This is a genomic window from Psychromonas sp., assembly GCF_041586535.1.
GTDB lineage: Bacteria > Pseudomonadota > Gammaproteobacteria > Enterobacterales > Psychromonadaceae > Psychromonas.
On sequence record NZ_JBFGZY010000043.1, the window covers coordinates 1 to 24,614 of the forward strand.

Genomic DNA, 24,614 nt, shown 5'->3' on the forward strand with positions numbered 1-24,614 from the left:
GCTTAAAAATTCGTGGCGGCAGGTAGTGCCGACACGTTAAACGCTTGTAAGAGGTTTTAGAAGACTAACGCAACTTAATGTTGCAATGCCTAAACCGTTGACGACAAGAATCACCTTGCTTTAGCTGGGTGAGCTTCAAATTATCGTCACTTTATCCGCAGGATCATATTAGAATAATAAGCATATAAAATAATGCAAAAAATTGAGTAAGATAATCACAGCTGAAAATACCATATAAAAATAACTATTTTGACATGGAGGCTCTATGAAACTTGAAGTTGATACTCATACCCATACCTATGCTAGCGGTCACGCTTATAGTACCTTGTCAGAAAATGCCCTGCATGCGAAACAAAATGGTCTGAAGATGTTTTGTACCACTGACCATTCCGAATCTATGCCCGGCGCTCCACACCACTGGTTTTTCAGTAACCAAAAAATATTACCGCGCTTTCTTTCAGGTGTAGCGGTGATTCGCGGGGTGGAGTCCAATATTATCAATGCCCGCGGGCAGATCGATATTCCCTTGCACGTGCAGCAGGATCTGGATTGGGTGATGGCTAGTTTCCATGAACATGTATTTAAACCCGGAAACAGCAAAAAACATACCAGGGCACTGATAAATATCATTAAAAGCGGACAAGTAGATGCAATCGGGCATTTAGGTAATCCTAATTTTGATTTCGATTTTCATTCCGTGATTGCATACGCCAAAGAATACAATGTGGCGATAGAAATTAATAATACATCACTAAAAGGTGGCAGCCGTGTCGGCAGTACCGCTCGCTGTTATCAAATCGCCACCGTCGCAAAGGAGCTGGGCGCTTTTATAACAACCGGGAGTGATGCACATTTTTGTCAGCAGGTAGGCAAACTGGAATCAGTCAGTGAGTTATTAGATAAAGTTGAAATACCGGTCCGACAGGTAATCACTCATACTCCCCTGCAGTTTTTAGCGTTCCTGCGACTACGCGGTAAACCTGCCATTGCCGAGTTCGCAGCGCTTTGATAAAAGTACTCTTAGATAAGTTTTCTGGCACTTTCGGGCTCACGCCTGACGGCTAAAAATATCGGATCATTTTTATTATATCCCCCCTATTATTTTCATAACATCTCAAAATATAAAAGCTTTAATACCCCATCAGATGATTTTATTAAAGTTGGACAATTCCGCTATCGTTAACTAGTTTTAAATTTAAAAGGAAGTTATAGACAACACAACTCTGACCGATAGTAGAGCCTTCCCAACGGCATTAATGGACATTTGGACACCTTCATGACGAAACAATTTTTACCCTTATCCAAACCTGCCCTCAACGAAGATGATATCGCGGCAGTTAGCGATGTTTTGCGCTCAGGATGGATAACAACCGGCCCCAAAAATGCTGAACTGGAAAAACAAATTTGCCTGTTAAGCGGCGCAAAATACGCAGTGACATTAAGCAGTGCAACCGCGGCGATGCATTTAACCTTAACAGCATTGGGTATTGGTCCGGGAGATGAGGTGATCACTCCGTCTCTCACCTGGGTATCAACCATTAATATGATCACATTAATGGGGGCAACCCCGGTATTTGTAGACGTTGAAGCCAATACATTGATGACCAGCGCGAGCTTAATTGCCCCTTTGATTTCGAGTAAAACAAAACTGATTATTCCTGTTCATTATGCTGGAGCCCCCGTTGATCTTGATCCTATCTATGCGCTGGGAAAATTGCATAATATTCCGATTATTGAGGATGCCGCTCACGCTATTGGCTGTGAATATAAAGGGCGTAGTATTGGTCAAAGGGGAACCTGCCTTTTTTCTCTTCATGCGATCAAAAACATCACTACGGCTGAGGGTGGAGTAGTTACCACTCAAGATGCGGGTTTTGCTGAACATATCCGCCGTTTAAGGTTTCACGGTTTAGCTGTTGATGCCTTTGACCGTGAAGCACATGGGCGCTCTCCTCAAGCTGAGGTAATTGAGCCGGGATATAAATACAATTTGCCGGATATCTGCGCAGTTCTGGCGTTAGGGCAATTACAACGCTTAGATAAGATTACCCAAAAACGCACTCAATTAGCTCGTTTATATCAGGATTTATTAGCCCGGATTCCGGGCATAAAAATGCTCTCAGCCCCTGATTATCCACACATACACTGCTGGCATTTACTGATTATTCGGGTAGATCCGCGCATTTTCGGAATGGATCGGGATCAGCTGATTTTTGAACTAAAAAAACACGGTATTGGTGCTGGAATTCATTTTAAAGCTGTCCATTTGCAAAAATACTACCGTGAAAATTACCGTTTCCCGGAGCATACCCACCTATATCCATTAAAGAATACCGAATACAACAGCCAGCAGATTTGTTCCCTGCCTTTGTTTCCCGATATGAGCGAGCGCGATGTAATTTACGTTACCACAACATTGGCAAAAATTTTTGGAGATACAGATATTGAAGCATAAACAAGAAATTAATTTTGTATCTATCGTTATTCCAGTTTACAACGAAGAAGCGAGTTTACCGGAGTTGCTTAGACGTACTTGTGCGATGGCTGAATGCATGGGCAAAGAGTATGAAATAATATTAATTGACGATGGCAGCCGAGATAACAGTGCCGAACTTATTGAACAAGCCTCTAATGCACCGGACAGCCACGTTGTCGGCATTATTCTTAACCGTAATTACGGGCAGCACAACGCCATCATGGCCGGCTTTGAATATGTGCAGGGTGATTTAATTATTACCTTGGATGCGGATCTGCAGAATCCGCCGGAAGAGATTCCCAATTTAGTCGCAAAGGCAGAGGAAGGTTATGATTCAGTGGGGACGGTGCGCTTTAACCGTCAGGACAGTCTGCTAAGACGTTACCCTTCCCGGATTATTAATAATATTATCAAACACTCTACCGGCGTAGAAATGAACGACTATGGCTGTATGCTGCGGGCCTATCGCAGTCATGTCGTGCGCGCGATGCTTGACTGTCAGGAGCGCAGTACCTTTATCCCTATTCTGGCGAATGGATTCTCCCGTCACGTTGTCGAAATTGACGTGAAGCATGATCAAAGAGCAGAGGGTCAGTCCAAATATGGTTTTATGAATCTAATCAATCTAATGTTTGATTTATTGACCAGTATGACAACGGCGCCATTAAGACTATTAAGCATTATCGGTGGCATCATCGCCATTTTAGGTGCCCTTTTTGGTTTTTTAGTACTTGTGATGCGTTTATTTTATGGTTCTGACTGGGGCTTTAAGGGCACCTTTCCGTTATTTTCCATCTTATTTATTCTTGTAGGTGCACAATTTGTCGGTCTGGGCGTGTTGGGAGAATATATCGGGCGCATTTATTCCGATGTGAGAGCCCGTCCCCGCTATTATGTACAGGATATAATCATTGGTGCAGCGAGCAAAGCGGCACGTAATACAACAGACGCAAAAAAATAACCACCTTTTATTTAAGGGAGTTAAATGAATGAAAGCAGTAATTTTCGCCTACCACAATATTGGCTGCGCCGCATTACAGAGTGTTCTCGATGCTAATATTGAAGTATTAGCGGTGTTTACCCATGTAGACGATAGCAGAGAAAATATTTTTTTTCAGTCAGTGGCTAAATTAGCCGCGCGCAATAATATCAGGGTCCATGCACCGCAAGATGTTAATCATACTTTATGGATTGAGCATATTCGCCAACTACAGCCCGATATTATATTTTCTTTTTATTACCGGCAGCTATTAAGTCGCGACATTCTCAATATCACGCCTGACAACGCATTCAATTTACATGGTTCTTTATTGCCGGCATACCGTGGCCGAGCTCCGATCAACTGGGCTTTAGTGAACGGTGAAACTGAAACCGGATTGACACTGCACTGTATGACTGAAAAAGCAGATGCAGGGGATATCGTGGTGCAGCAAAAAATCCCCATATCGGCAACGGATACGGCTTTAAGTTTACATCAGCGAATGACTGAACTGACTTCTGAAATGCTCGATAATATCTTACCGGCAATAATTCTCGGTAAACATAGACGTTATAAACAGGATGAATCTCAGGCAACCTATTTTGGACGGCGCAGGCCGGCGGATGGTGAGATTAAGTGGGAAAATGACGCACTAACTATCAACAACTTAATCAGAGGTGTAACTGAACCATTTCCTGGGGCATTTTCCTTTTTAGGTGAACGTAAGGTCATTTTATGGGCCGCACAAGTGGATACACAAACCTATAATGCGCCACCCGGTACGGTTGTTTGCAGCGACCCTCTTACCATTGCCTGTGTGCAGGGTTCGATAATTGTTAATGCCGGACAAGCTGAAAATGGTTTATACCTGGGCGGAAAACAATTAGCGATTGACTTACATTTATCGCCCAAAATGCGCTTCGGTCCGCAAGCAAGCGCTTTATTAAATGCCAAAAAGCACCGCAAGGTATTAATTTTAGGTGCTAATGGTTTTATTGGAAATCACCTGATCAAGCGTTTGTTAGACGATGGAAAATACCAGGTCTTTGCCATGGATATGGGCGCCAATCAAATTGCGCAATATATTTCCCATCCTGATTTTCATTTTGTTGAAGGTGATATTACGATTCACAGCGAGTGGATCCGCTACCATATTAAAAAATGTGATATTGTCCTTCCCTTAGTCGCGATCGCCACGCCTATTGAATATACCCGCCACCCCCTGCGGGTTTTTGAGCTGGATTTTGAAGAAAACCTGAAAATAATTCGCGAATGTGTCAAATATAAACGGCGCATCATCTTCCCGTCAACCTCCGAAGTTTATGGTATGTGTACGGATCCGGAGTTTGACGAAGATAACTCTCCACTGATCACCGGGCCGATTAACCGCCAGCGCTGGATCTATTCGACTTCCAAGCAACTATTGGACCGGGTCATCTGGGCATACGGCAAAAAAAGCAGCCTGCAGTTTACCCTGTTCCGTCCCTTTAACTGGATGGGACCGCGTTTGGATAGCCTGGATTCGGCACGCATTGGCTCAAGCCGTGCAATCACCCAATTGATTCTGAATTTAGTGGAAGGTACAGCAATCAAACTGATCGATGGGGGCGAGCAAAAGCGTTGTTTCACGGATATTTCCGAAGCAATTGAAGCATTATTTAGAATCATCGAAAACAAAGACAATTTATGTGACAGTAAAATCATCAATATTGGTTCGCCTGATAATGAAGCCAGTATTAAAGAGCTGGCAGAAATGCTTGTTGAAAAATTTGAGCAGCACCCCTTGCGGGCACATTTCCCTCCCTTTGCCGGTTACCACCTTGTAGAAAGCCACTCTTTTTACGGCGATGGCTATCAGGATGTGCAGCATCGTCGCCCGAGCATCAAAAATGCAAAACGATTTTTAGATTGGCAACCTTCTCTGCCTCTGGAGCATTCAATTGAACAAACGCTGGACTTCTTTCTAAAAATGGCAGTAGCAGAGAATGGGTAGTAGAAATGCGATTAAAGTCGGCTTAAGAGTCGATGTAGATACTTATCGCGGCACCGAGAAAGGCGTACCTGTATTGTTACGATTATTTGCCAAGTATGGGATCTCTGCTTCTTTTTTTTTCACTGTTGGTCCGGATAATATGGGCCGTCACCTGTGGCGCTTATTCCGTCCAGCCTTTTTCAAAAAAATGCAACGCTCAAATGCGGTCGGCTTATACGGTTGGGATATATTACTTCGCGGCACACTCTGGCCGGGACCGGTGATCGGTAATAAACTCGCGCCTATCATTAAACAAACGGATCTCGCCGGTCATGAGGTTGGCCTGCACTCATGGGACCATCATAAGTGGCAACTTAATACAGATACTATGAGCCCTTCAGAGCTGAAATCGGAACTGGACAAAGGTTATAAGATGCTGCAGCAACTGCTCGGGCATAAGATAAACTGCAGCGCCGTTGCGGGTTGGCGCTGCAGCGAAGAGGTGTTGGCACTCAAAGAGTTGTTTCCTTTCTCTTACAACAGCGACTGCCGCGGCCAAACGATATTTCGTCCGGGCAAAGGCATGACGCCGCAAATCCCCGTGACCTTACCGACCTACGATGAACTGATCGGCAGTGCGGGCATAGATCAAAACAACTACAATAATGTGATACTAGATAGGATCCGTCCCGATGCCCTTAATGTTTATACTATCCATGCAGAGGTAGAGGGCATTGTCTGCGCAAAGATGTTTGAACAATTAATTCTGACCGCACAAACAAAAAATATTGAATTTGTCCCGCTTAGCGCATTGCTTGACAAGAATGACCAGCCTTGGCCCATCGATAGCATTGTCAATTTACCGTTCAAGGGGCGTGAGGGTTGGGTGAGCCAGCAGCAGTCGATAGCGTTAACTTATTGTTAATTATAATGAAGGAAAGTTCCCACTGATCATGCAGAAATTAACCATCAACTTAGCGCTTATAACACCGCTAATTTTTGTTGTCATGTACATTATTCCCTTGGGGCTACGTGACCTTTGGTCGCCTGACGAAATTCGTTATGCAGAGATTGCCCGGGAAATGGTGAGCAGCGGGAATTGGACGGTTCCTACCTTTAATGGCCTGCGTTATTTTGAAAAACCGGTGATGGGACACTGGATGAATGCAGTTTCACAACTGCTCTTTGGTGAAAACAATTTTTCGGTCAGGGCCGCCTCAGTATTCAGCAGTGCAGGGAGCGCCCTTTGCTTATGGTTATTGGTCGAGCGCTTTATAACTCGGCAGATGGCATGGATAAGTACCTCAATCTTTATCAGTCTGTTTATGGTGGCCGCAATAGGCACCTATAGCGTGCTTGATAGCATGTTTTCGCTGTGGTTAACAGCAGCATTCAGCGCCTTTTTTTTTGCGTTCACAGCCGATAACAGCGCAGGCCGATATAAAAATTACGGCTTAGCCGGTTTATTTTGCGGGTTGGCTTTTCTTACTAAAGGTTTTTTAGCACTGCTTCTGCCGGTTATAGTTGTATTTCCTTTTCTGCTCTGGCAAAAACAGTTTACTTCGATTTTACGCTGGGGCTGGTGGGTAATTGCCATTGCATTACTGGTCTGTTTGCCTTGGGGGGTCGCGATTCATCTTGCTGAGCCCGACTTTTGGTTTTATTTTTTCTGGGTGGAGCACATCCAGCGCTTTGCGGCGACAAATGCACAGCATAGTGAGCCTTTCTGGTATTACTTTGCATACTTACCTTTGGCCATCCTGCCCTGGCTATTTGTTGCACCGACCGCCATTAGGCACTTAGGTAAACATCTCAATTTGCCGTTAATTCGTTATGCGCTGCTGTGGGCGGTGATTCCGATACTTTTTTTTTCCTTAGCCAGAGGAAAAATCGTCACCTATATTCTCCCGTCAATGGTTCCGCTGGCAATATTATTGGCAGTCGGCTTAAGCAGCGCCTATCAAAAACAGACTAGGGGATTTAAATGGGGCTCTGTGGTAAATGCAATAGTCATGGCGTTGATAGCAAGCGCATTTTTAATACTTTATTATCTCGGCTATTTACCTCTGGAGCAGGGTGAGCATTACCGTCCCTGGCTCGCTTTTACCGCCTTTTCTTTTTGGGCGCTGTTCGCCTGCTTGGCTATTCGCACTACAACACTGGAGGCTAAAATATGTTGTTATAGCATGATGCCGGTAGGATTATTTTTATTCTTTTGGGCAAGTATCCCCAACCTCAGCATAAACTCTAAAATGCCGGCGGCTTTTATCGAAGAACTCAAACCATACGTCACTGAAAAAACCATTCTGCTTGCCGATCATCCGAGTACCATGTCTGCTTTAAACTGGTATTTACAACGTAACGATGTTTACCTGCTAAACAGCAAAGGTGAACTGGAATATGGTTTGAGTTACCCTGATGCCGCCGACCGTTTCATTACACAACAACAGCTTGCTGAGTTTATAAAAACGAAACAAAACAACTCGACACTGTTAATTTTCATGCGCGGTTCAGCATTACCGGAAACACAGCTTCCCGGCATCAGCAAACGTTTTCAACGGGGTCGTTTCAGCGCTTATTATTTCGCCAAGGATACTTCTCATGATTAGTTTTTTCCTCTTTACCCTGTCTCTGGCAAGCAGCTGTTTAAGCCAATATTGGCAGAAACATGCTGCACTGTTATTTCATTCTCAACCGCAATTAAGCCTTGTTCAGAAAGCCTTTGCTAAACCCATGCTGCTTGCGCTGCTCTCCCTGGGAGTAAGTTTCTTAGCCTGGCTTGGGGTATTGTCAAAATGGGATGTTTCTGTCGCATACCCATTATTGAGCCTTAATTTTGTGATCATGCTATTGGTCGCAAAATATGCCTTTGCCGAAACAGTTTATAAACGGCAGTGGCTGGGGGTGGCCTTGATAATTTTCGGAGTTATACTTATTGCCGGGGGCGAGCAGTGAATAAAATGCAATCAGCATCAGCTGTAAAACATAACGTGGGTATTAATTATGCGTTAATAAGTGTATTGCTCGTTTCTGCTGCGCAGTTACTAATGAAATGGGCAATGTCCATTTCAGTTTTTCACGCCGTTATTGATGTTCGCTTGATTAGAACGGTTGCGCAAATATCCCCATATCTTGCTGCATTAGCTGGCGGCTTAATGTGCTATGCTCTTTCCATGCTGTTATGGGTGAAAGCACTGCAGACATTATCGTTGGCAAAAGCTTATCCGCTGCTTAGTTTAAGTTATGGATTAGTCTATCTGGGTGCTATTATGATCCCCGCTTTAAATGAACCTGTCAGCTGGTTAAAAATGATTGGTATCTTACTTATTTTTCTAGGTGTTACCCAGATATTCAAAAAGCCTGAAAATACTGACTAGCAGCCTAAATAATTGTTCACCTGAGCAGCCATATCAGCACCAGTCCGGCAGCCGCACTAATAAACAGAGGCAGAAAAACCAGCAGGAACATTGTTTTCCCGCCGACAATCATTGCCAGCCCGGCCTTAACCAAAGTATTCGTCGATGCCGCAATAACAATCCCTAATACCGCCACATCAAGCGCTAAATCTACGCGACTCATTTTTGACAGGGTCAAGTTAATAGGATCAACATCGGCAATACCGGATAACAGTGCCAGCATATAAACCCCTGTTTCACCATAATAATGTACTGCGGCTTTGCCTAACAACAAGACTAAAACCAGCAGAGCGCCGAAAAAAAGAGCAGACTTCAGCTCCAGCGGACTAACCAGGTGAGAGACGTCTTCAGTTGCTTTATGGCCATTTTTCCGCCAAATTAACGCTGCAGAAAAAAACGTTAATAGTGTCATAATCGCCAGAGGAGCAATCATAGCGGTAAATAAAACCGGATTAATTAAACTTGCCACCAGTAGCATACGCGGAAACATCATAGCGCATGCCAGCAAAATGCCTGAAGCAAGCATCCTCTGCATAGCCTGTTGCTTGTGATAAAGACGTGAAAAATGTAATGTTAAAGCTGTAGAAGATACCACCCCCCCCGCCAGTGCAGTTAAAATAACCCCCTTTTCAGCGCCTGAGCTTTTCATAGTGAAATAGCCAACAAATGAAATGCCGGCGATCAGCACCACCATCCACCACGCCTCATAGGGGTTGAATGCCTGCCAGGGGCCGTAACCTTGATCGGGCAATACCGGCAGCAGAACAACGGAAATCAACAGCAATTGTAGCGCCGCATGCAGCTCCTGCTCCCCCAATTTTCTCAGCCAGGCATGTAATACTGCTTTAAAACGTAACAACAGAACGGTTACCACCGCAGAAGACACGGCAAGATTGATATGCTCCAATACCACCAAACTGCCTAATATAAACGTCAATAACATGGTCACCAGGCTGGTAATACTTGCATCATTACGATTAATGCGCAGCAGGATATAGGCGGCAGTCACTGCGATAGTAAAGCCCATAAAAACCAAAGCAAAAACAAAGGAGCCCATATAGTCAAACAATAACCCGGCAGTACCACCAAGAAGGCCAATCAGCCCATAGGTACGCAACCCGGCGATACGCTCTCCTTCCTTCGCTTCGCGCAGTTTCCAACCGCGTTCAATACCAATCAGCAGACCGACGGCCAGTGCGATCCCCAAAAGTAAAATCTGTTTAGCATCAGCAAAATTGTGCACTGCTTGCTCCATTGCGCAGACAAAGGAAAATAATTCGATATGCGGCTTTGTCAAAAGTATAAGCAATAAAGTGGTAGTTCGCTGAAGTTAACAGAGCTAATGACAAAATAAAGGAGTTATACAGATCGAGTGGGGTAGGCTCATCCCGTGACTCTCATATGCAAAATTTAAATAAATTTGGTATTCCGCCTTTGACGGCGTGTAGACTACGAGAAGCAGAAGCGTAGTTGCGCAGTTCAAAAAAGTCATGCTCTTTGCTTAGCCAAAGAAAACAGGGTATCCAGAGTTTGTGGGCCCCATTGTTAACAACAACTTATACCAATTCCGTTAATTAGATGATCTATTTAGGCGTAGGGAAAATGGATGAAAACAAGGCATTGATTGCAGTAACTAGTTGTTCTAATTACACAAAATCGTATGGAACGATTTTAAACAGCTTTAGCTGGCCACAAAGTGGTGAAGAACAGGACGTTCTGAATCAAATCAATAACAAAGACTAGAACGTAGTTTTATGTCTAGCTCGCATTCATTTTAACAAGCATAGATGAATAGATAATTATCGGATTTGGTATTACAACAAAAGAATAAATGTGTACTTCTGTACAAGTGCTCAGGTTCTTATATTCCATCATTTCGTTTTCAAAAACGCAAATGGCGCAAGCCACCTGTGTTGACATCCTCTGCCTAAAAAAACCAAATTATTCAAAGCAACTGTCTGGCATAGCAAATCTCGATAAAGGAGCTCTAACGACTCAATTATTGATTAGCGATGTCTGCTTACTGCTGATTTGAGTTCCTGAAGCAGGAACTGTCCAAATTTTGAATCCGCCCCTCACAAGACCGGATAACTTTGACATTGAGTACTTAACCTCACCCAAAATTACATTTTCGAGTACTGAGAAGTTATCGATCAACATAACGTGCTGATGCACCATACCGATACCATGACTAATCGCTTCTTTAGAGCTGGAAAGTTTACGCGCTTTTTCCGGCTATATTTTAATCTCACCTGAGTCTGCACTATAAAACCCATAAATGATATTCATTAGAGTGGATTTTCCCGCACCATTTTCACCGATAATACCGTGAATAGTGCCTGCAGGGACTTGCAGGTTTATATTTTTATTTGCGTGTACCGTAGCGAATTTTTTATCAATGCCGATGAGTTCCAGTGCAAAGAGAGTATTGTTAGCGTGTGTTGACATAGCTTATTTTCTTATCGTCATAAAAAAGCTCTCGGATCAACATAAGTACAAGAGCACTTCATAGCCGTTTGACTTGCAGATGCTATTTCGCAGGGTGGTAATTTTGCACCTTAAAGTAGATTGGCTATCAGTTTTAATATTTGCAGCTATTATCCGTCATATAATCATGAACTTGAATTTCACCAGCTACAATTTTAGCTTTGATCTCAGTGATTCTCGCTTCCATTTCAGGTGTCACTAAATCACGGTTATATTCATCCAGAGCCCAGTCAACACCATTTTCTTTCAGACCGCGATTATCGATACCGGCAGTAAATTGACCGGCTTGCGCATCTGCAAATACATTGTATGTTGCAAGACCAACACGCTTAACCATAGAGGTAAGCATCACACCTGGATGTAAATAGTTTTGGTTTGAATCAACGCCGATAGCAAACTTACCTTCATCTTTAGCCGCTTGATAAACGCCAATCCCCGTCCCGCCCGCAGCAGCGAAAACAACATCCGCACCTTTAGTAAACTGACTCTTTGTCAGCTCAGCACCACGTGCCGGATCAGACCAGGCTGCATTGGTTGAACCTGTCATGTTTGGGAATACCTGGGTATCTTTGCTGATATATTTCGCGCCCTGCTCATAACCACAGGCAAATTTGCGGATTAGCGGGATATCCATACCACCGACAAAACCGACTTTGGCTGTTTTAGATTTTATGGCTGCCAATGCACCAACCAGGAATGAGCCTTCATGTTCTTTAAACACCAGCGATTTAACATTCGGCAAATCCACAACAGAATCAATAATTACAAATTGTGTATCCGGATATTTAGGCGCAATTTTTTCCAGCGCCGAACCATACATAAAGCCAACCGCAATAATCGGGCTGTATCCGCGGCGGGCTAAACGTTCAAGTCCCTGTTCGCGCTGCGCATCATTCGCAGGCACAAAATCACGTACTTCAACTTTGCTGTCTTCAGTGAATTTGAGTGCGCCATATTGATAAACGGACTGACTTAAAGATTTATCGAATTTACCCGATGAGTCATAGGCAACTGCAGGTTTGAAATCAGCAGCATTAGCTGCAAATGAACATAAAGCCAGCGATAAAGCGCCTGCAGTGGTGCTTATAATTTTCTTCATGGTAATCCTTAAGTGTCTTGAATGAGTGGTTTTTATGCGAAAAGGCCTTAGTTATAGCACTGGTATCGATCAGTTTAACTTATATTGCCAATAAAATTTTCTTTATGAAAGGTCAAGCCCCTAAGCAAAGCAATAAATCTTTTTTTTCAACAATTCAATAAATATTCACTTATCATTAATCTGGCTGTAACAATTAATTAGTTATAGTGGTGACTATGGGAGTATGCATAAAGGACATTCAAACCTGGTACTTTATGAGCCACTCCACATCATTTTTCAGTAACGATTTAATTAAGTTCTTTAAATTTGACAGCGGTTCATATTGAGACCACCCTTTCCCTATCTACAATTCACAGGAGTGTTTTATGCATCAACAAACTGACAGACATATTAGTAACCTGACTAAAGATACTTATGCGTTGGTGTTAGCTGGCGGTCGTGGTAGTCGATTATATGAACTGACAGACATACGTGCAAAGCCTGCCGTCTATTTCGGTGGTAAATTCCGTATCATCGATTTTCCATTATCAAATTGTATTAACTCCGGCATCAACAGGGTGGGAGTGGCAACACAGTACAAATCACACTCCTTAATCCGCCACATCAGTCGCGGCTGGGGAAGTTTCAAAGCAAATTTATCTGAGTTTGTTGAGATATTACCCGCATCTCAACAACATGGTGAAGATTGGTATATGGGAACGGCTGATGCGGTATATCAAAATATGGAGATTATTCGCGCAGAACGTCCCAAATATGTTTTAATTTTATCCGGTGACCATGTCTACCGCATGGATTACGGCACGTTGATAGCAGATCATGTGGCAAATAATGCAGATATGACTGTCTGCTGTCTGGAAGTGCGCACTGAAGAGGCCGCCGGTAGCTTTGGTGTTATGACCGTAGATACAAACAGCAAAATAGTGGCATTTGATGAAAAACCGGCCCAACCTAATGAAATACCAAATAAACCGGGGCAGTGCCTGGCATCAATGGGCAATTACCTGTTTAATACCGAGTTTTTATTCGAGCATCTGTTAAAAGATCATGATAAAGAAGGCTCTACGCGTGATTTCGGACATGACATTATTCCCTCCATTATTAAAGATAATAATGTTTTTGCCCACGCATTCAAAGACCCTGATAGTGATAACCAGCCCTATTGGCGTGATGTGGGTACATTAGACTCATTTTGGGAGGCGAATATGGAACTTGTTGAGCCCACCCCACAGCTGGATTTATATGATAGAAGCTGGCCCATCTGGACCTATCAGGAGCAGCTTCCTCCGGCTAAGTTTATTTTTGATAATGATGAACGCCGGGGCATGGCGGTTGATTCAACGGTTTCCGGAGGTTGTATCATTTCCGGATCAACCATTCGTAAATCACTGTTATATTCAAGTGTCCATACCCACTCCTACAGCCTGATCGAGCAATGTGTATTACTGCACGGCAGTGACGTCGCTGAACACTGTAAATTAAAGCGTGTTATTCTTGACAGTTACTGCAAAGTTCCTGCTGGTTTAACAATTGGTTATGATAGAGAGCAGGATATTGCCAATGGTTTCCGTGTTACTAAAAAAGGGATCACTCTGGTCACCAGTAATATGCTCAAAGCCCTGGCGGACAGAACAGAGTGACTTATTAACAAAGCAATTTAGATGAAAATCAAAATAAGAGTAGCTTCTGCTACTCTTATTTTTTCAATTTTGATACTGATTAAGGTCAAATAACTTATCCCGAATCGTCCAAAACCGCCCGTTTTTTCTGGCGATTATGATTTCAGGCGGACGTAACCGGTGCTGATTATTCACCACCTTAGTTGGCGCTGTTTCGGTAAAGGGGCGGTGACGATCAATTAAATGCGGTTTAATAAATTTGCTTAAAAAGTCTGTTTTATGGTTTTTTGTCGCAAGTTGCCAGAACTCATTAAATTCGGCGCCGTCATCACTGATATAAATGACTTTGAGCTGCGGTTTACCATATTTATTTTTACCGGGCTCTAATCTTAGCTCAACACATTTAATAATGAGTGCATCTTTAAGCTTCAGGGCTTCGCGAAGTTTTTTATCAGGATCCACCAGCACATGATCGCACTCGTGACATACCCGTGCGGCAATATCATTATCACTTCCACAAAGCTCACAAAATTTAGCCCGGAAGCGGTAGCCGCATATTATCCGCCCGTCCTGCTCATCGCTGGAAAAACCCTGACACTGCCTGCCATAATGTTCAATCACAAACCCGGCAGGGTCGACCTTTCCCCAAAAGTTATTTTTAAAGCCGCAAGCAGGACAAGGGATAGTCACCATCTCGCTGTCACTATCGGGTTTAGGATCACCCAATTCGGGCTGATATATATCATAACAGTTACCGGCAAACTCCATCACCAGACAATCCTGTTTACCCGCAAATAATCGCAACCCCCGTCCCACAATCTGCTGGTAGAGACTAAGAGATGCGGTTGGTCGCAGAATTGCAATTAAATCAACATGTGGAGCGTCAAAACCAGTGGTTAAGACCGATACATTGACAAGATATTTAATCTGCCGCTGTTTAAAAGCATTAATGATACGATCCCGCTCTTCAAGGGGGGTATCCCCTATCACCAGCGCGGCATTTTCCTGCCCGAGGTAGCCCATAATTTCCTGAGCATGATTAACCGTTGAGGCAAAGATCATTACACCAAGGCGATCTTTGGCAGTCTCAATGACCTGCTCAATAATTTTTGGTGTAACCCGTTGGGATTGTTTTACAACGTGATCTAATGCAGCTTCCGGATAATGCCCTGTCTCAGAAGAACAAAGACTTGAAAAGTCATAGCCGATAACGGCCATATCCATTATCTTTGGTTTAGTCAGGTATTTCTCATCGAGTAAAAATCGGATCGGTAAATCAAAAATACAATCACGAAAAAAGCGCGGTTGTTCCGTCCTTACCTGTCCGCGGGTATGATACTGATAAATCCAGCCTACCCCCAGGCGATAAGGCGTCGCGGTAAGCCCCAACACTTTAATATTCGGGTTGTTTTTCTGCAGATGGTCAATTACTCTCCGATAACTGCTGTTTTCATCTTCAGGCACCCGGTGGCATTCATCAATAACCAGCAGGGAAAAAGCATCTGAAAACTGCACTAAACTATTAGCGATTGATTGCACCGATGCGAACACCACCTGGTTCTGATTTTCTTTACGGCCAAGTCCCGCCGAAAAAATTGATGCTTTCAAACCGTAGCTTTCATACTTATCGTGATTTTGTTCAACCAGCTCTTTGACATGGGCAAGAACTAATACCCGGCCCTTTGCGATGCGCGCTAACTCGGCAATAATCAAGCTTTTACCGGCCCCTGTAGAAAGGGTCAGCAGCGCCGGCGTAGTATGCTGACGAAAGTAATGAACAGTCGCTCGCACTGCATCTTGTTGATAGGGGCGAAGCGTATACATATTGATTAACCTCAATTCTGGATAGTGGGCATTATAATAGATGAAGTTGTCTTTTTTGACTCTGGTAAAGCTCAATGCCGGGATTTTCGTTCCTTTCAAGGCAAGTTTGTGAAGTAATAGCCGGCTATTACAAGCAAACTTAACGCAGAAAGGGGCGAAAAGAGCGGTCTTGAGGAATGTCGCTTATCCAGAGCTGAGGTTGTAACTAATTACAAACAATGGCAGAAAGTTTAACTCAATTCGATAATGAATACAGAACAACAGCTTATTTTTTTGTTAGACAGAACGGTGAGTTTTCACCTGGCTGTAACACCAGGCACGCCTCTTATTGAGTATCTATGCTGCGAATCGCCCGCTTTAATGAGTCTGACTTTAACTGCAGCCCCGCTATCTCTTTAACATTTTTACTGGCATGCAGGCGTTTTTCAACACCTACTAACTCTTCAAATAACCAGCCTCGAATCATGGTATAATAACGCCTGTCAGTGCCGTAATCAGAGATTATTTGTAATGAGTCTTGCTTCTGAGGTGATTTGATTGCCAACTGCAGGGCCTGTACCATCAGACCAATCTCATAAGCTTGTTTATTGGGTTCATGCTTCGCTGTTTGCTGTGCACAGACAAAAGATGGACAGCTGAAATATATTGTCAGAAATAACCCTGTTTTGAAAAAACAGCCGATCATATAAGCGTACCTTTATAAAATATCACGCGCAGGCCAGTATAAAAAAATAATGAAAAGGATTTTAACGTCTTAAAACAAAAAAACACCTTAAAATCCTGTAAAATATTAGATTAGAAAATTTTTTAAAGAGTTAATAACATGATAATTAAAAAAGAGTGGCGAATTTTAACCGTTGGGGATGGTGATTTATCTTTTTCAAATGCACTACTAAGCCACCAGCCAAAGGCACTGACAGCATCGGTCTATGACTCTTTAGCAACCTTAAGCGGAAAATATGGAGATCACTTCTACCGGCAGCTGGCTGCAAACAATACACCTGTATTCTTTGAATTTGATGTCACGAAACCGGCATCCTGGGGAGCTCTGCCTAAACACAGTTTTGATCTGGTCATATTTCAGTTTCCTTTATTACCGGCATTCCGCTCTTTTTCCGAGTATCAGGAGCAGGCTCAGGAGATAAGTTTAAATACCCTTAACCGGCGCTTATTACGCACATTTTTAATTAATGCCTTTAACCATTTTTTAGACCCTGACGGCCAACAGCTCTGCTTTATCACCTCTAAAGATGTAAAACCGTACCGGGAGTGGAATATTGAAAACGCATTGCATTTACAAACAGATATTTCCTACTTAGGTTCAGTTAACTTTGAAATTGCTGATTTCCCCGGTTATAAAATTCGTAATGTGGAGCGCGATAAGTTTGTAAGGGATACCAGAGGTACTACCTATGTCTGGGGTAAAACAAAACACCATGAAATTAGCCCGGAATTACAAAGTCCGCTTTATCAGGATAATCACTTTTGCACAGCTTGCCGTGCTGGTCCCTTTACCCGCGAGGAGGATCGGATGGAGCACAGTCAGTCAAAAAGGCATAAGCAGATGATGGAGTTCGAGGCATTATGGTTAGAGGATTTGCGCCATCTGGCTGAGAAATAAATAATTAAGGATCGGCTTCAAAATTACTTGCGCTTTTGTTTTCAAAATAGCCTCTCATTTTAGGCTTTTTGGAAACAATTTAGAGCAAGTTATTGTGTAACGATTCCTAAACAGCCAGTTGAGCTAAAAAAGGAATGCACCATTGTCAATCATTCTCTTTTTTAGCTTGTAATGCCTCAAAAACAGCCATCTGCTCAGGCGTTGCCGGCAGCTGATGTTTTTCTTTCCACTCGCTGTAAGGCATCCCGTAGACCTGTTCTCGGGCCTGATCATAATCCATCGTTATATTTAATAACTGTGCTTCCGCCATCATCCATTTCGATAAACAGTTGCGGCAAAAACCCGCAGTGTTCATCAACTCGATATTCTGCACATCTTTACGGCTATCTAAATGTTTTAATAAACGTCGAAAAGCGGCGGCCTCAAGCTGTGTTTGTTGATCCGGGGTCATACTCTCTCCTTCAGAAACATCGCAATGTTTTAATTATTATCTTTTTAACCGCAACACTTTTTATATTTTTTACCGCTGCCGCAAGAGCAAGGATCATTACGTTGTGGTTTTTTCTCAAAAGTCGTGGTTTTAGGTTTATTGAAAAAAGCGTCAAGTTCAACAATATTCTCTTCACCATCAGCATTCACTTCAATGTTGGCAAACAGCGCATTGTCCTGCAGAATCTGCTCAATTTCAGCCTTTCTGGCTTCATTGGTTACGGATAATGTAAAAGGTGACTCTTCGCTGCCTGCTTTTACTGCCCGTTTGGTATTAAAACCATAACTGGCGTGTTTAGGTTTTTTCTCTTTTTTACCTTTAAAGAAGAATTTATCTGACATGTTAGCGCCCTGTTTTAAAAATGAAGAGCGCGGAGTTTACATGATTGCCACTCAAAACGGTAAAATAAAATAAATTATACTATCGGACGACCACGATAAATAATGATTGAGGGTAACGCTAAACCAAAGCTCAGAGCGGCTAAAATAAACAACGTCCGTAAGCCATTCTCAACCACAACCTGCATAAGTTCCAGGCTATACCCGCTGATATTTAATTCCACAATCCCCACCACGGTGGTAAAGGCAAAACTTCCCGGAATCATCGGGATAACTGACGCTACGGTAAATACAGGACGGGGAATAAGACGTTTCCGCGACCAATATAAACCTAAAAATCCCATACTGCTTGAAGCAATGAGTGTCGCCCATTCGATAGGTAACCCGAAGTGCATCAGTAAGAATCTTAAACTGTGCGCAAAGGCCCCGCCGGCAGCACAGTAAATGAGTATTTTTTTGGGCACATTAAAGACCATGGCAAAACCGACGGCTGGAATCCAGGCGAACCACGCATCGATGATAAATAACTTAATCAGTTCCATTTAATAACTCCTTAATTGTGCTCTGCCACATAGGCAAAACCAACTACGCCTAACAAACCAGGAATCCAGGCAAACCATGCATCGATGATAAATAACTTAATCAGTTCCATTTTAAAAATCCCTTAGTTGTGCTTTGGCAAATACAAAAATTCCATCAACCTATCCATGCTACCACCCCGGTTAACATCATAGAGGCCACTATGCCCACCGAGACGCTTACGGTTAATATACTGGCAAAAACCCAACGCGCGATCCCCATACTGATATGCCCTTTTAACATATCGGAAACCGCATTGATCAGTGGAAAGCCCGGTACCAGTAATAATACCGACGCTGCCATGGCGATTTCAGGTTTTTCACCAAATTCAAAAATAACACCGATGCTTGCAATCGTTGTTGCAACAAAGGCCGCAACGGCAAAATTAACAAAGGGGTTATGATGCCGATGAGCAAGTTCCTGACGTATTAACATCGCGCCTGCAGAGGCAAAAAAGGTGGTGATATAAACGGCTAAATCACCACCAAAAAAATGGCTGAAACTTGAACATGAAAAACCAATCATCAAAACAACTAACCAGCGATTATATTTCATGGGTTTTAAGCGATTTAAGCGCTCTTTTACCTGAGCGGCATCTAACAGCTGCTTTTCCGCCATCACACAAATGCGCATGACATCGCAAACCATCTGCATATTAATGCCGCGATCGTAACAACGGCGGGTAGTGGTAATACAATGACCTTCGAATAAACTGGTAATGACTATCGCATCAGGACTTACTGACAGCTCCATGCCCTGCGCACCGAGAGCCAACCCTATACGTTGTGTTGTTTGCTCGACTAAACGGCTTTCTGCTCCGTGCTGATGCAATAATTGCCCAGCTTTAACTGCTATCCGTGTCAATTCTGTCTGTGCCTGCCTGCTTAAAGCCATTTTTTTACCTTCTTATTGCGCCGATTAAAAAACTTACAACTGCGATTCTGCCAATTTAAGATCTAATGTTGCCTTTAATAATTTGAATAATAATATAGCTGCATCGATCTCTTCTTTGCGATTGGTTAAACTTTCAATATTTAAGCCTAATGGAATTCCCAGAGGTAAACATGCCTGTAGAATCTGTTCAAAGTTATTCTGGCTGATTAATAAAGACTCTTTCAACGGATTCTCGGACTGAAGAATACGCAGGCTGGTCGCTTCCGGTACCGAAATACCCAACCACTCAATAAATTCTAAGGTTTTTGCACTACCGCAAGGAGAGAAAGTTAATACAACACGTCGTGCTTTTTTACCCTGTTGTTTACACTCCATTGCATAACGGGTTAGCATATCAATGGTAGCCTGAGCGTTATAAACAGCCTGTGAAATAAAAAACTCACAGCCCTGAGCATCTTTGGCGATCATACGCAAATGCTCATCACCTTTGTTGGCGTGACGCTCCGCAATGGCCACTCCGCCCAGATGAAAATCTAAATTGTGATCCTCTACGGTCTGATAGGCATCAGCTAAAGATAATTTAATATCCCCTGTAGAAGAGGGGCTACCGACCAGAACAATATCGCGTACCGAGAACTGATGCCATGCATCAGATAACCAACGTGAAAAATCAGCCCCGTCGCGCTGGGAAACACTTTTATAAGTGATCACCGGCTTAGCTGACTTATCATGTAAAATTTTTGAATATAAACGCGAATCATGGGTATATTTGAACGGAAAAGGACGTGGTTTATCGATACGGGAGGTTTCATCTTGAATGTCATAAACAATTAAACCATCGTAATCAATTTCATTAAGTCTGTTTAATAATTTATCCGCAATACCTGCCACCAGCTCTATTGCCGTATCCTGTTTAGGTGGTGTTGTACCAATAAAATAGACCCCTACTTTAGGGTCGCTGGATTTGTTTTTTAAAGACATTGAACTCATAAGTTTTTCCTAAACATTCGAGATTGCATAATGATGCGAAATTGTCGCATATCGACCATAGCCAAACAACTAAGAAATAAAGCATCTGCTTGCTGTGCTTATTATTTTTGTTTATTACCAGTAACCATAAAATCTATTTTTAACGCTGCTCTTTAAGGTATTATTTCCTTAAGCTTCTTTCAATATGGCTTGTTAAGACCCGTTAAATAATAAATTTTACGATAGTTTTCTGTAAACTATTCACGTTATACTTAACTTTAATTATCCTTTACTTAAACATAATAATTATGCGTATTCCTCGTTTTTATGATCCACAAACCTTAACCGTTGCCAGTGAAATAACAGTTTCAAAAGATGCGACTCAGCATATTAATGTATTACGTTTAAAAGTTGGCGCGCAAATTATTCTCTTTAATGGTTTGGGCGGACAGGTTATGGCGACCCTAACCGAAGTGCAGAAACGTAACTGCAGGGTTTTAATAAATTCATTTAGTGAAACTGATAATGAAAGTCCATTACATCTGCACTTAGGTCAAGTTATTTCACGCGGCGATCGCATGGAGTTTGTTATTCAAAAAGCGGTAGAATTGGGCGTTAATGAAATTACACCATTAATCAGTGAACGTTGTGGTGTTAAACTCGACGCTGAACGGATGGCTAAAAAGCTACAGCAGTGGCAAAAAATAGCTATTTCCGCCTGTGAACAATCAGGCCGAAATATTGTTCCGGTTATTCACGAAACGGAAGATTTAGCAACCTGGTGTGCGTCAGAAGAACAAGCAACTAAATTAACCCTTCACCCGCGTGCCAAATTTTCAATTAGTACATTACCTGAAAACATTCAACGTATCCGTTTACTGATCGGACCGGAGGGTGGTTTAAGTGATGAAGAGATAAGCTTGACTGAGTCCTTAAACTTCACCGAAACATTATTAGGGCCGCGAATCCTCCGCACTGAAACAGCCGCATTAAGCGCAATTACCGCACTGCAATGTCGTTTTGGCGATCTTGCATAAGAAAAATAAATAGGAAATAAAATGACCATTAAAATTGGGATCGTAATGGATCCGATAGCAGATATTAAAATTCATAAAGACTCTAGTTTTGCGATGTTATTAGAAGCGCAGGCGCGCGGTTGGGAACTTTATTATCTGGAGATGCAGGATCTCTATTTAGAAAATGGGCGCTGTTTTGCCAGCAGTAAAAAACTGACGGTACAACGCGATGCCAATAACTGGTATCAACTTGAAGAGGCGCTGGATCACCCTCTTTCTGATCTCGATGCCGTATTGATGCGCAAAGATCCACCCTTCGATACAGAATATATCTATGCCACTTACCTTCTGGAACGTGCCGAAGATGAGGGCTGCTTAATTGTCAATAAGCCGCAAAGCCTGCGTGATGCGAATGAAAAACTGTTCACTGCATGGTTCAGTCACTTTACACCGACTACCTTAGTGACACGCAGCAGCCAAAGGATTCGAGAATTCCACCAACAACATAAAGATATTATCTTAAAACCGCTTGATGGTATGGGCGGCGCTTCCATATTCCGTATTAAGGAAGAGGATGCCAATATTGGTGTGATCATTGAAACCTTAACCGAGCACCAGAAACGTTATTGCATGGCGCAGGTCTTTATCCCGGAAATAAAAGCCGGTGATAAGCGTATACTGATCGTAGATGGAGAGCCCATGCCCTACGCGCTGGCACGTATTCCGGCTTCAGGTGAAACACGCGGTAATCTGGCGGCAGGTGGCAGCGGCGTCGCCCAACCGCTTTCAGAAAGTGACTGGCACATTGCCAAATCTATCGGCCCGAAACTGAAAGAAAAAGGCCTTATTTTTGTCGGACTCGATATTATCGGTGATAAAATAACGGAAATAAATGTTACCAGTCCGACCTGTATCCAAGAGATTGATAACGCATACGGTACCAACATTAGCGCCAAGCTGATGGATGCCATTGAAAAACGTATTACAAAAAAACAGTAATATTTATAATTGTTGCCATACTTATAGTATGTGTATTAAAGATATGCTTTTGTATAACGCAGGAGAAATTAACACTGGCAAGGCATGGGTTGCAGGAAGCAGCTAGTCTACCTGCAGGGCTCATCACGCTGATAGGGTTGATTCTGCCCGGCAAGACTGATCACTTATTAGATACATTTAGTATTAAAAATATGGCAACAAGGGAGCTGGCTGATGGATAATGAAAAAATTACTGATCCGTTAACAAACAACGACAGCAATGTGCTCAGTACACTTAAAGATCATTTTTTAATTGCAATGCCCACTTTGACAGATCCCTATTTCAAGCATTCTGTTGTTTATATCTGTGAACATGATGAGCAGGGAGCAATGGGGTTTATTATTAACTTCCCGGTTAAGTTAACCCTGCAGGAGTTATTAGATCATGTCGACAGTGTGAAAAATCATCCTGAACCTCCGCTTCTTAATCCGGTCTTTTTAGGTGGCCCGTTAGAGCTTAAAAGAGGGTTTATTCTGCATTCTCCTGTTGCGGATAATTCACAGAGTACCCAACTTAACGACCAGCTGATGATCTCCAATTCCAATGCAATTTTAGAAACACTTGGTACTGAAAATGAGCCGGAAAAATATATTGTAACACTCGGTTATGCCAGCTGGAGTTCCGGGCAGTTAGAAGAGGAGATGAACGCCAATCGCTGGCTTACCATGGAAAGCCAAAACGACATTATATTCAACACCCCAGTTGAGCAGCGCTGGAATGAGGCGCTACAACGACTAGGCATCAATCCGGAACAGCTTTCAAGCGACATAGGTCATGCATAACCTCATTAAGCGCAATCAACTAAACAACAAAAATAATCACAACCGCAATATGTTAGCGATAAAATAGGACAGACATGACAGAACCATCTAAAGCGCCCGCAAACTTGTTAAGCTTTGATTTTGGAACAAAAAGTATCGGCGTAGCAACGGGGCAGATGATAACCGCTACCGCCCAGCCACTGCCCGCGATTAAGGCAAATGACGGCATTCCGAATTGGAATATAGTTGAAAAAGTGCTCAAGGAGTGGATGCCTGACCTGGTCGTTGTCGGGTTGCCCTTAAACATGGACGGCAGCGAACAGCCTATTACTCAACGCGCCAAAAAATTTGCCAACCGTTTAAATGGGCGTTTTGGTGTAAAAATTGTATTGCAGGACGAGCGCTTAACCACCGCCAGTGCAAAAGAATTTATCTTTAGCCATGGTGGATACAAGGCGCTTGAGAAAGGCAAAATTGACAGCGTATCAGCCGCCCTTATTCTCGAAAGCTGGATGGAAAACTATTATCAATAAAAAGGGAAAGCGGCTGTTGATCTTTCGTAGTTCGAGGTGAAAGCGTTTTGATCACGGCGAGAGGTGTGCCGCCTAGGGTTCTAAGCAAATACCTCTCAACAAAGAGCAAAGCGCTTTTAGCCTAACCCTCCGGGCAGCGCTTGTTGGTGCTTTCTACAAATACCCAAACTACTTGAATATTCAGCTAGCTCGGATGCCAGATCAAGGCACAACACGAAGAGAATGGTATTCCCTTTCAAATGACCCGGCTTTCGAGCGAATCTCCCGTAGGGCAAGGTGAGAGGCAACCATCTTCGTCGTTATGAAACATTGATTCAGATGACTATACCCATGTTACTTCAAAATGCTTTGTCAGGCACGAGCCCGGAGACCAGAGCAAGACGCAACATGAGGTAATGGTTATTCCCTTTTCGATTGGTGCAACGCAGCACTGGTTTTCGAGCCAGCGCCCCGTAGGGCAAGGTTAATTGCACCAATCTGCTTTGTTATAAAATATCTCTGTAGA

24 protein-coding genes and 1 pseudogene are annotated in these 24,614 nt (G+C 43.0%); 15 read left to right on the forward strand and 10 right to left on the reverse strand.

Translation table 11 applies throughout. The features are described 5' to 3' along the window. The first annotated feature begins 265 nt into the window (after positions 1–265). The 8 genes from ABZA00_RS06620 to arnF all read left to right on the forward strand — a co-directional run bounded on the left by ABZA00_RS06620 (position 266) and on the right by arnF (position 8,804). Positions 266–1,009 carry a phosphatase gene (locus tag ABZA00_RS06620; protein WP_372881363.1) on the forward strand — a complete coding sequence of 248 codons (744 nt, stop codon included), beginning with the start codon at positions 266–268 and terminating at the stop codon, positions 1,007–1,009. Between the two features lie 267 nt (positions 1,010–1,276). Beyond that, positions 1,277–2,455: an aminotransferase class I/II-fold pyridoxal phosphate-dependent enzyme gene (locus ABZA00_RS06625; RefSeq protein WP_372881364.1), complete on the forward strand. Its 1,179-nt coding sequence runs from the start codon at positions 1,277–1,279 to the stop codon at positions 2,453–2,455. Beyond that, positions 2,445–3,437, forward strand: a complete 993-nt coding sequence (locus tag ABZA00_RS06630; RefSeq protein WP_372881365.1) for a glycosyltransferase — start codon at positions 2,445–2,447, stop codon at positions 3,435–3,437. The genes ABZA00_RS06625 and ABZA00_RS06630 overlap by 11 nt, the downstream gene beginning before the upstream one ends. 28 nt (positions 3,438–3,465) lie before the next feature. After that, positions 3,466–5,448: a bifunctional UDP-4-amino-4-deoxy-L-arabinose formyltransferase/UDP-glucuronic acid oxidase ArnA gene (arnA, locus tag ABZA00_RS06635; RefSeq protein ID WP_372881366.1), complete on the forward strand. Its 1,983-nt coding sequence runs from the start codon at positions 3,466–3,468 to the stop codon at positions 5,446–5,448. Beyond that, a complete protein-coding gene (gene arnD, locus ABZA00_RS06640) occupies positions 5,441–6,352 on the forward strand; it encodes a 4-deoxy-4-formamido-L-arabinose-phosphoundecaprenol deformylase (RefSeq protein WP_372881367.1) in 912 nt (303 codons plus the stop codon). Before arnA ends, arnD begins: the two co-directional genes overlap by 8 nt. 28 nt (positions 6,353–6,380) lie before the next feature. Beyond that, on the forward strand, positions 6,381–8,036 hold the full coding sequence (gene arnT, locus ABZA00_RS06645; RefSeq protein WP_372881368.1) for a lipid IV(A) 4-amino-4-deoxy-L-arabinosyltransferase: 1,656 nt from the start codon (positions 6,381–6,383) through the stop codon (positions 8,034–8,036). Next, positions 8,029–8,382, forward strand: a complete 354-nt coding sequence (locus tag ABZA00_RS06650; protein ID WP_372881369.1) for an EamA family transporter — start codon at positions 8,029–8,031, stop codon at positions 8,380–8,382. The genes arnT and ABZA00_RS06650 overlap by 8 nt, the downstream gene beginning before the upstream one ends. 5 nt (positions 8,383–8,387) lie before the next feature. Continuing rightward, a complete protein-coding gene (arnF, locus tag ABZA00_RS06655) occupies positions 8,388–8,804 on the forward strand; it encodes a 4-amino-4-deoxy-L-arabinose-phosphoundecaprenol flippase subunit ArnF (RefSeq protein ID WP_372881386.1) in 417 nt (138 codons plus the stop codon). A 16-nt stretch (positions 8,805–8,820) separates the two neighbouring features. Here arnF and ABZA00_RS06660 read toward each other — a convergent pair whose 3' ends face one another. Next, a complete protein-coding gene (locus ABZA00_RS06660) occupies positions 8,821–10,086 on the reverse strand; it encodes an MgtC/SapB family protein (RefSeq protein WP_372881370.1) in 1,266 nt (421 codons plus the stop codon). 335 nt (positions 10,087–10,421) lie between these two features. Between ABZA00_RS06660 and ABZA00_RS06665 the strand changes: the two genes are divergently transcribed. After that, complete coding sequence (locus ABZA00_RS06665) at positions 10,422–10,586, forward strand: hypothetical protein (protein ID WP_372881371.1); 165 nt, start codon at positions 10,422–10,424, stop codon at positions 10,584–10,586. A 372-nt stretch (positions 10,587–10,958) separates the two neighbouring features. Here the strand turns inward: ABZA00_RS06665 and ABZA00_RS06670 are convergent. Further along, positions 10,959–11,291 (reverse strand): annotated as a pseudogene (locus ABZA00_RS06670) (ATP-binding cassette domain-containing protein); the annotation flags it as partial. 133 nt (positions 11,292–11,424) lie between these two features. Then, the gene (locus ABZA00_RS06675) at positions 11,425–12,429 is read right to left on the reverse strand and encodes a BMP family protein (RefSeq protein ID WP_372881372.1); all 1,005 of its coding nucleotides are present in this window, start codon (positions 12,427–12,429) and stop codon (positions 11,425–11,427) included. A 365-nt stretch (positions 12,430–12,794) separates the two neighbouring features. Between ABZA00_RS06675 and glgC the strand changes: the two genes are divergently transcribed. Beyond that, positions 12,795–14,066 (forward strand): glucose-1-phosphate adenylyltransferase, encoded by a 1,272-nt coding sequence (gene glgC / locus ABZA00_RS06680; RefSeq protein WP_372881373.1) that lies wholly within the window; start codon positions 12,795–12,797, stop codon positions 14,064–14,066. A 63-nt stretch (positions 14,067–14,129) separates the two neighbouring features. Here glgC and ABZA00_RS06685 read toward each other — a convergent pair whose 3' ends face one another. Together ABZA00_RS06685 and ABZA00_RS06690 are read right to left on the reverse strand one after the other, a co-directional pair. Next, positions 14,130–15,869, reverse strand: a complete 1,740-nt coding sequence (locus tag ABZA00_RS06685) for a DEAD/DEAH box helicase (RefSeq protein WP_372881374.1) — start codon at positions 15,867–15,869, stop codon at positions 14,130–14,132. A gap of 325 nt (positions 15,870–16,194) precedes the next feature. After that, complete coding sequence (locus ABZA00_RS06690; RefSeq protein ID WP_372881375.1) at positions 16,195–16,554, reverse strand: hypothetical protein; 360 nt, start codon at positions 16,552–16,554, stop codon at positions 16,195–16,197. A 138-nt stretch (positions 16,555–16,692) separates the two neighbouring features. On the opposite strand from ABZA00_RS06690, the gene ABZA00_RS06695 reads away from it, so the two are divergent. Continuing rightward, entirely contained in the window at positions 16,693–17,490 is a 798-nt protein-coding gene (locus tag ABZA00_RS06695) for a class I SAM-dependent methyltransferase (RefSeq protein WP_372881376.1), read from the forward strand. A gap of 145 nt (positions 17,491–17,635) precedes the next feature. Here ABZA00_RS06695 and ABZA00_RS06700 read toward each other — a convergent pair whose 3' ends face one another. The 5 genes from ABZA00_RS06700 to ABZA00_RS06720 all read right to left on the reverse strand — a co-directional run bounded on the left by ABZA00_RS06700 (position 17,636) and on the right by ABZA00_RS06720 (position 20,781). Then, entirely contained in the window at positions 17,636–17,941 is a 306-nt protein-coding gene (locus tag ABZA00_RS06700; RefSeq protein WP_372881377.1) for a DUF1244 domain-containing protein, read from the reverse strand. Between the two features lie 44 nt (positions 17,942–17,985). Beyond that, positions 17,986–18,321 (reverse strand): PBPRA1643 family SWIM/SEC-C metal-binding motif protein, encoded by a 336-nt coding sequence (locus ABZA00_RS06705; RefSeq protein ID WP_372881378.1) that lies wholly within the window; start codon positions 18,319–18,321, stop codon positions 17,986–17,988. A gap of 74 nt (positions 18,322–18,395) precedes the next feature. Beyond that, positions 18,396–18,860 carry a threonine/serine exporter family protein gene (locus ABZA00_RS06710; protein ID WP_372881379.1) on the reverse strand — a complete coding sequence of 155 codons (465 nt, stop codon included), beginning with the start codon at positions 18,858–18,860 and terminating at the stop codon, positions 18,396–18,398. Positions 18,861–19,014: 154 nt separating this feature from the next. Further along, positions 19,015–19,791, reverse strand: a complete 777-nt coding sequence (locus ABZA00_RS06715) for a threonine/serine exporter ThrE family protein (protein ID WP_372881380.1) — start codon at positions 19,789–19,791, stop codon at positions 19,015–19,017. Positions 19,792–19,824: 33 nt separating this feature from the next. Next, positions 19,825–20,781, reverse strand: a complete 957-nt coding sequence (locus tag ABZA00_RS06720) for a methylenetetrahydrofolate reductase (RefSeq protein ID WP_372881381.1) — start codon at positions 20,779–20,781, stop codon at positions 19,825–19,827. 287 nt (positions 20,782–21,068) lie between these two features. On the opposite strand from ABZA00_RS06720, the gene rsmE reads away from it, so the two are divergent. The 4 genes from rsmE to ruvX all read left to right on the forward strand — a co-directional run bounded on the left by rsmE (position 21,069) and on the right by ruvX (position 24,109). Beyond that, positions 21,069–21,797 (forward strand): 16S rRNA (uracil(1498)-N(3))-methyltransferase, encoded by a 729-nt coding sequence (gene rsmE, locus ABZA00_RS06725; RefSeq protein ID WP_372881382.1) that lies wholly within the window; start codon positions 21,069–21,071, stop codon positions 21,795–21,797. Between the two features lie 21 nt (positions 21,798–21,818). Next, positions 21,819–22,775: a glutathione synthase gene (gene gshB, locus ABZA00_RS06730; protein ID WP_372881383.1), complete on the forward strand. Its 957-nt coding sequence runs from the start codon at positions 21,819–21,821 to the stop codon at positions 22,773–22,775. Between the two features lie 213 nt (positions 22,776–22,988). Beyond that, on the forward strand, positions 22,989–23,597 hold the full coding sequence (locus ABZA00_RS06735) for a YqgE/AlgH family protein (RefSeq protein ID WP_372881384.1): 609 nt from the start codon (positions 22,989–22,991) through the stop codon (positions 23,595–23,597). A 74-nt stretch (positions 23,598–23,671) separates the two neighbouring features. Beyond that, on the forward strand, positions 23,672–24,109 hold the full coding sequence (gene ruvX / locus ABZA00_RS06740; protein ID WP_372881385.1) for a Holliday junction resolvase RuvX: 438 nt from the start codon (positions 23,672–23,674) through the stop codon (positions 24,107–24,109). Positions 24,110–24,614 lie beyond the last annotated feature (505 nt).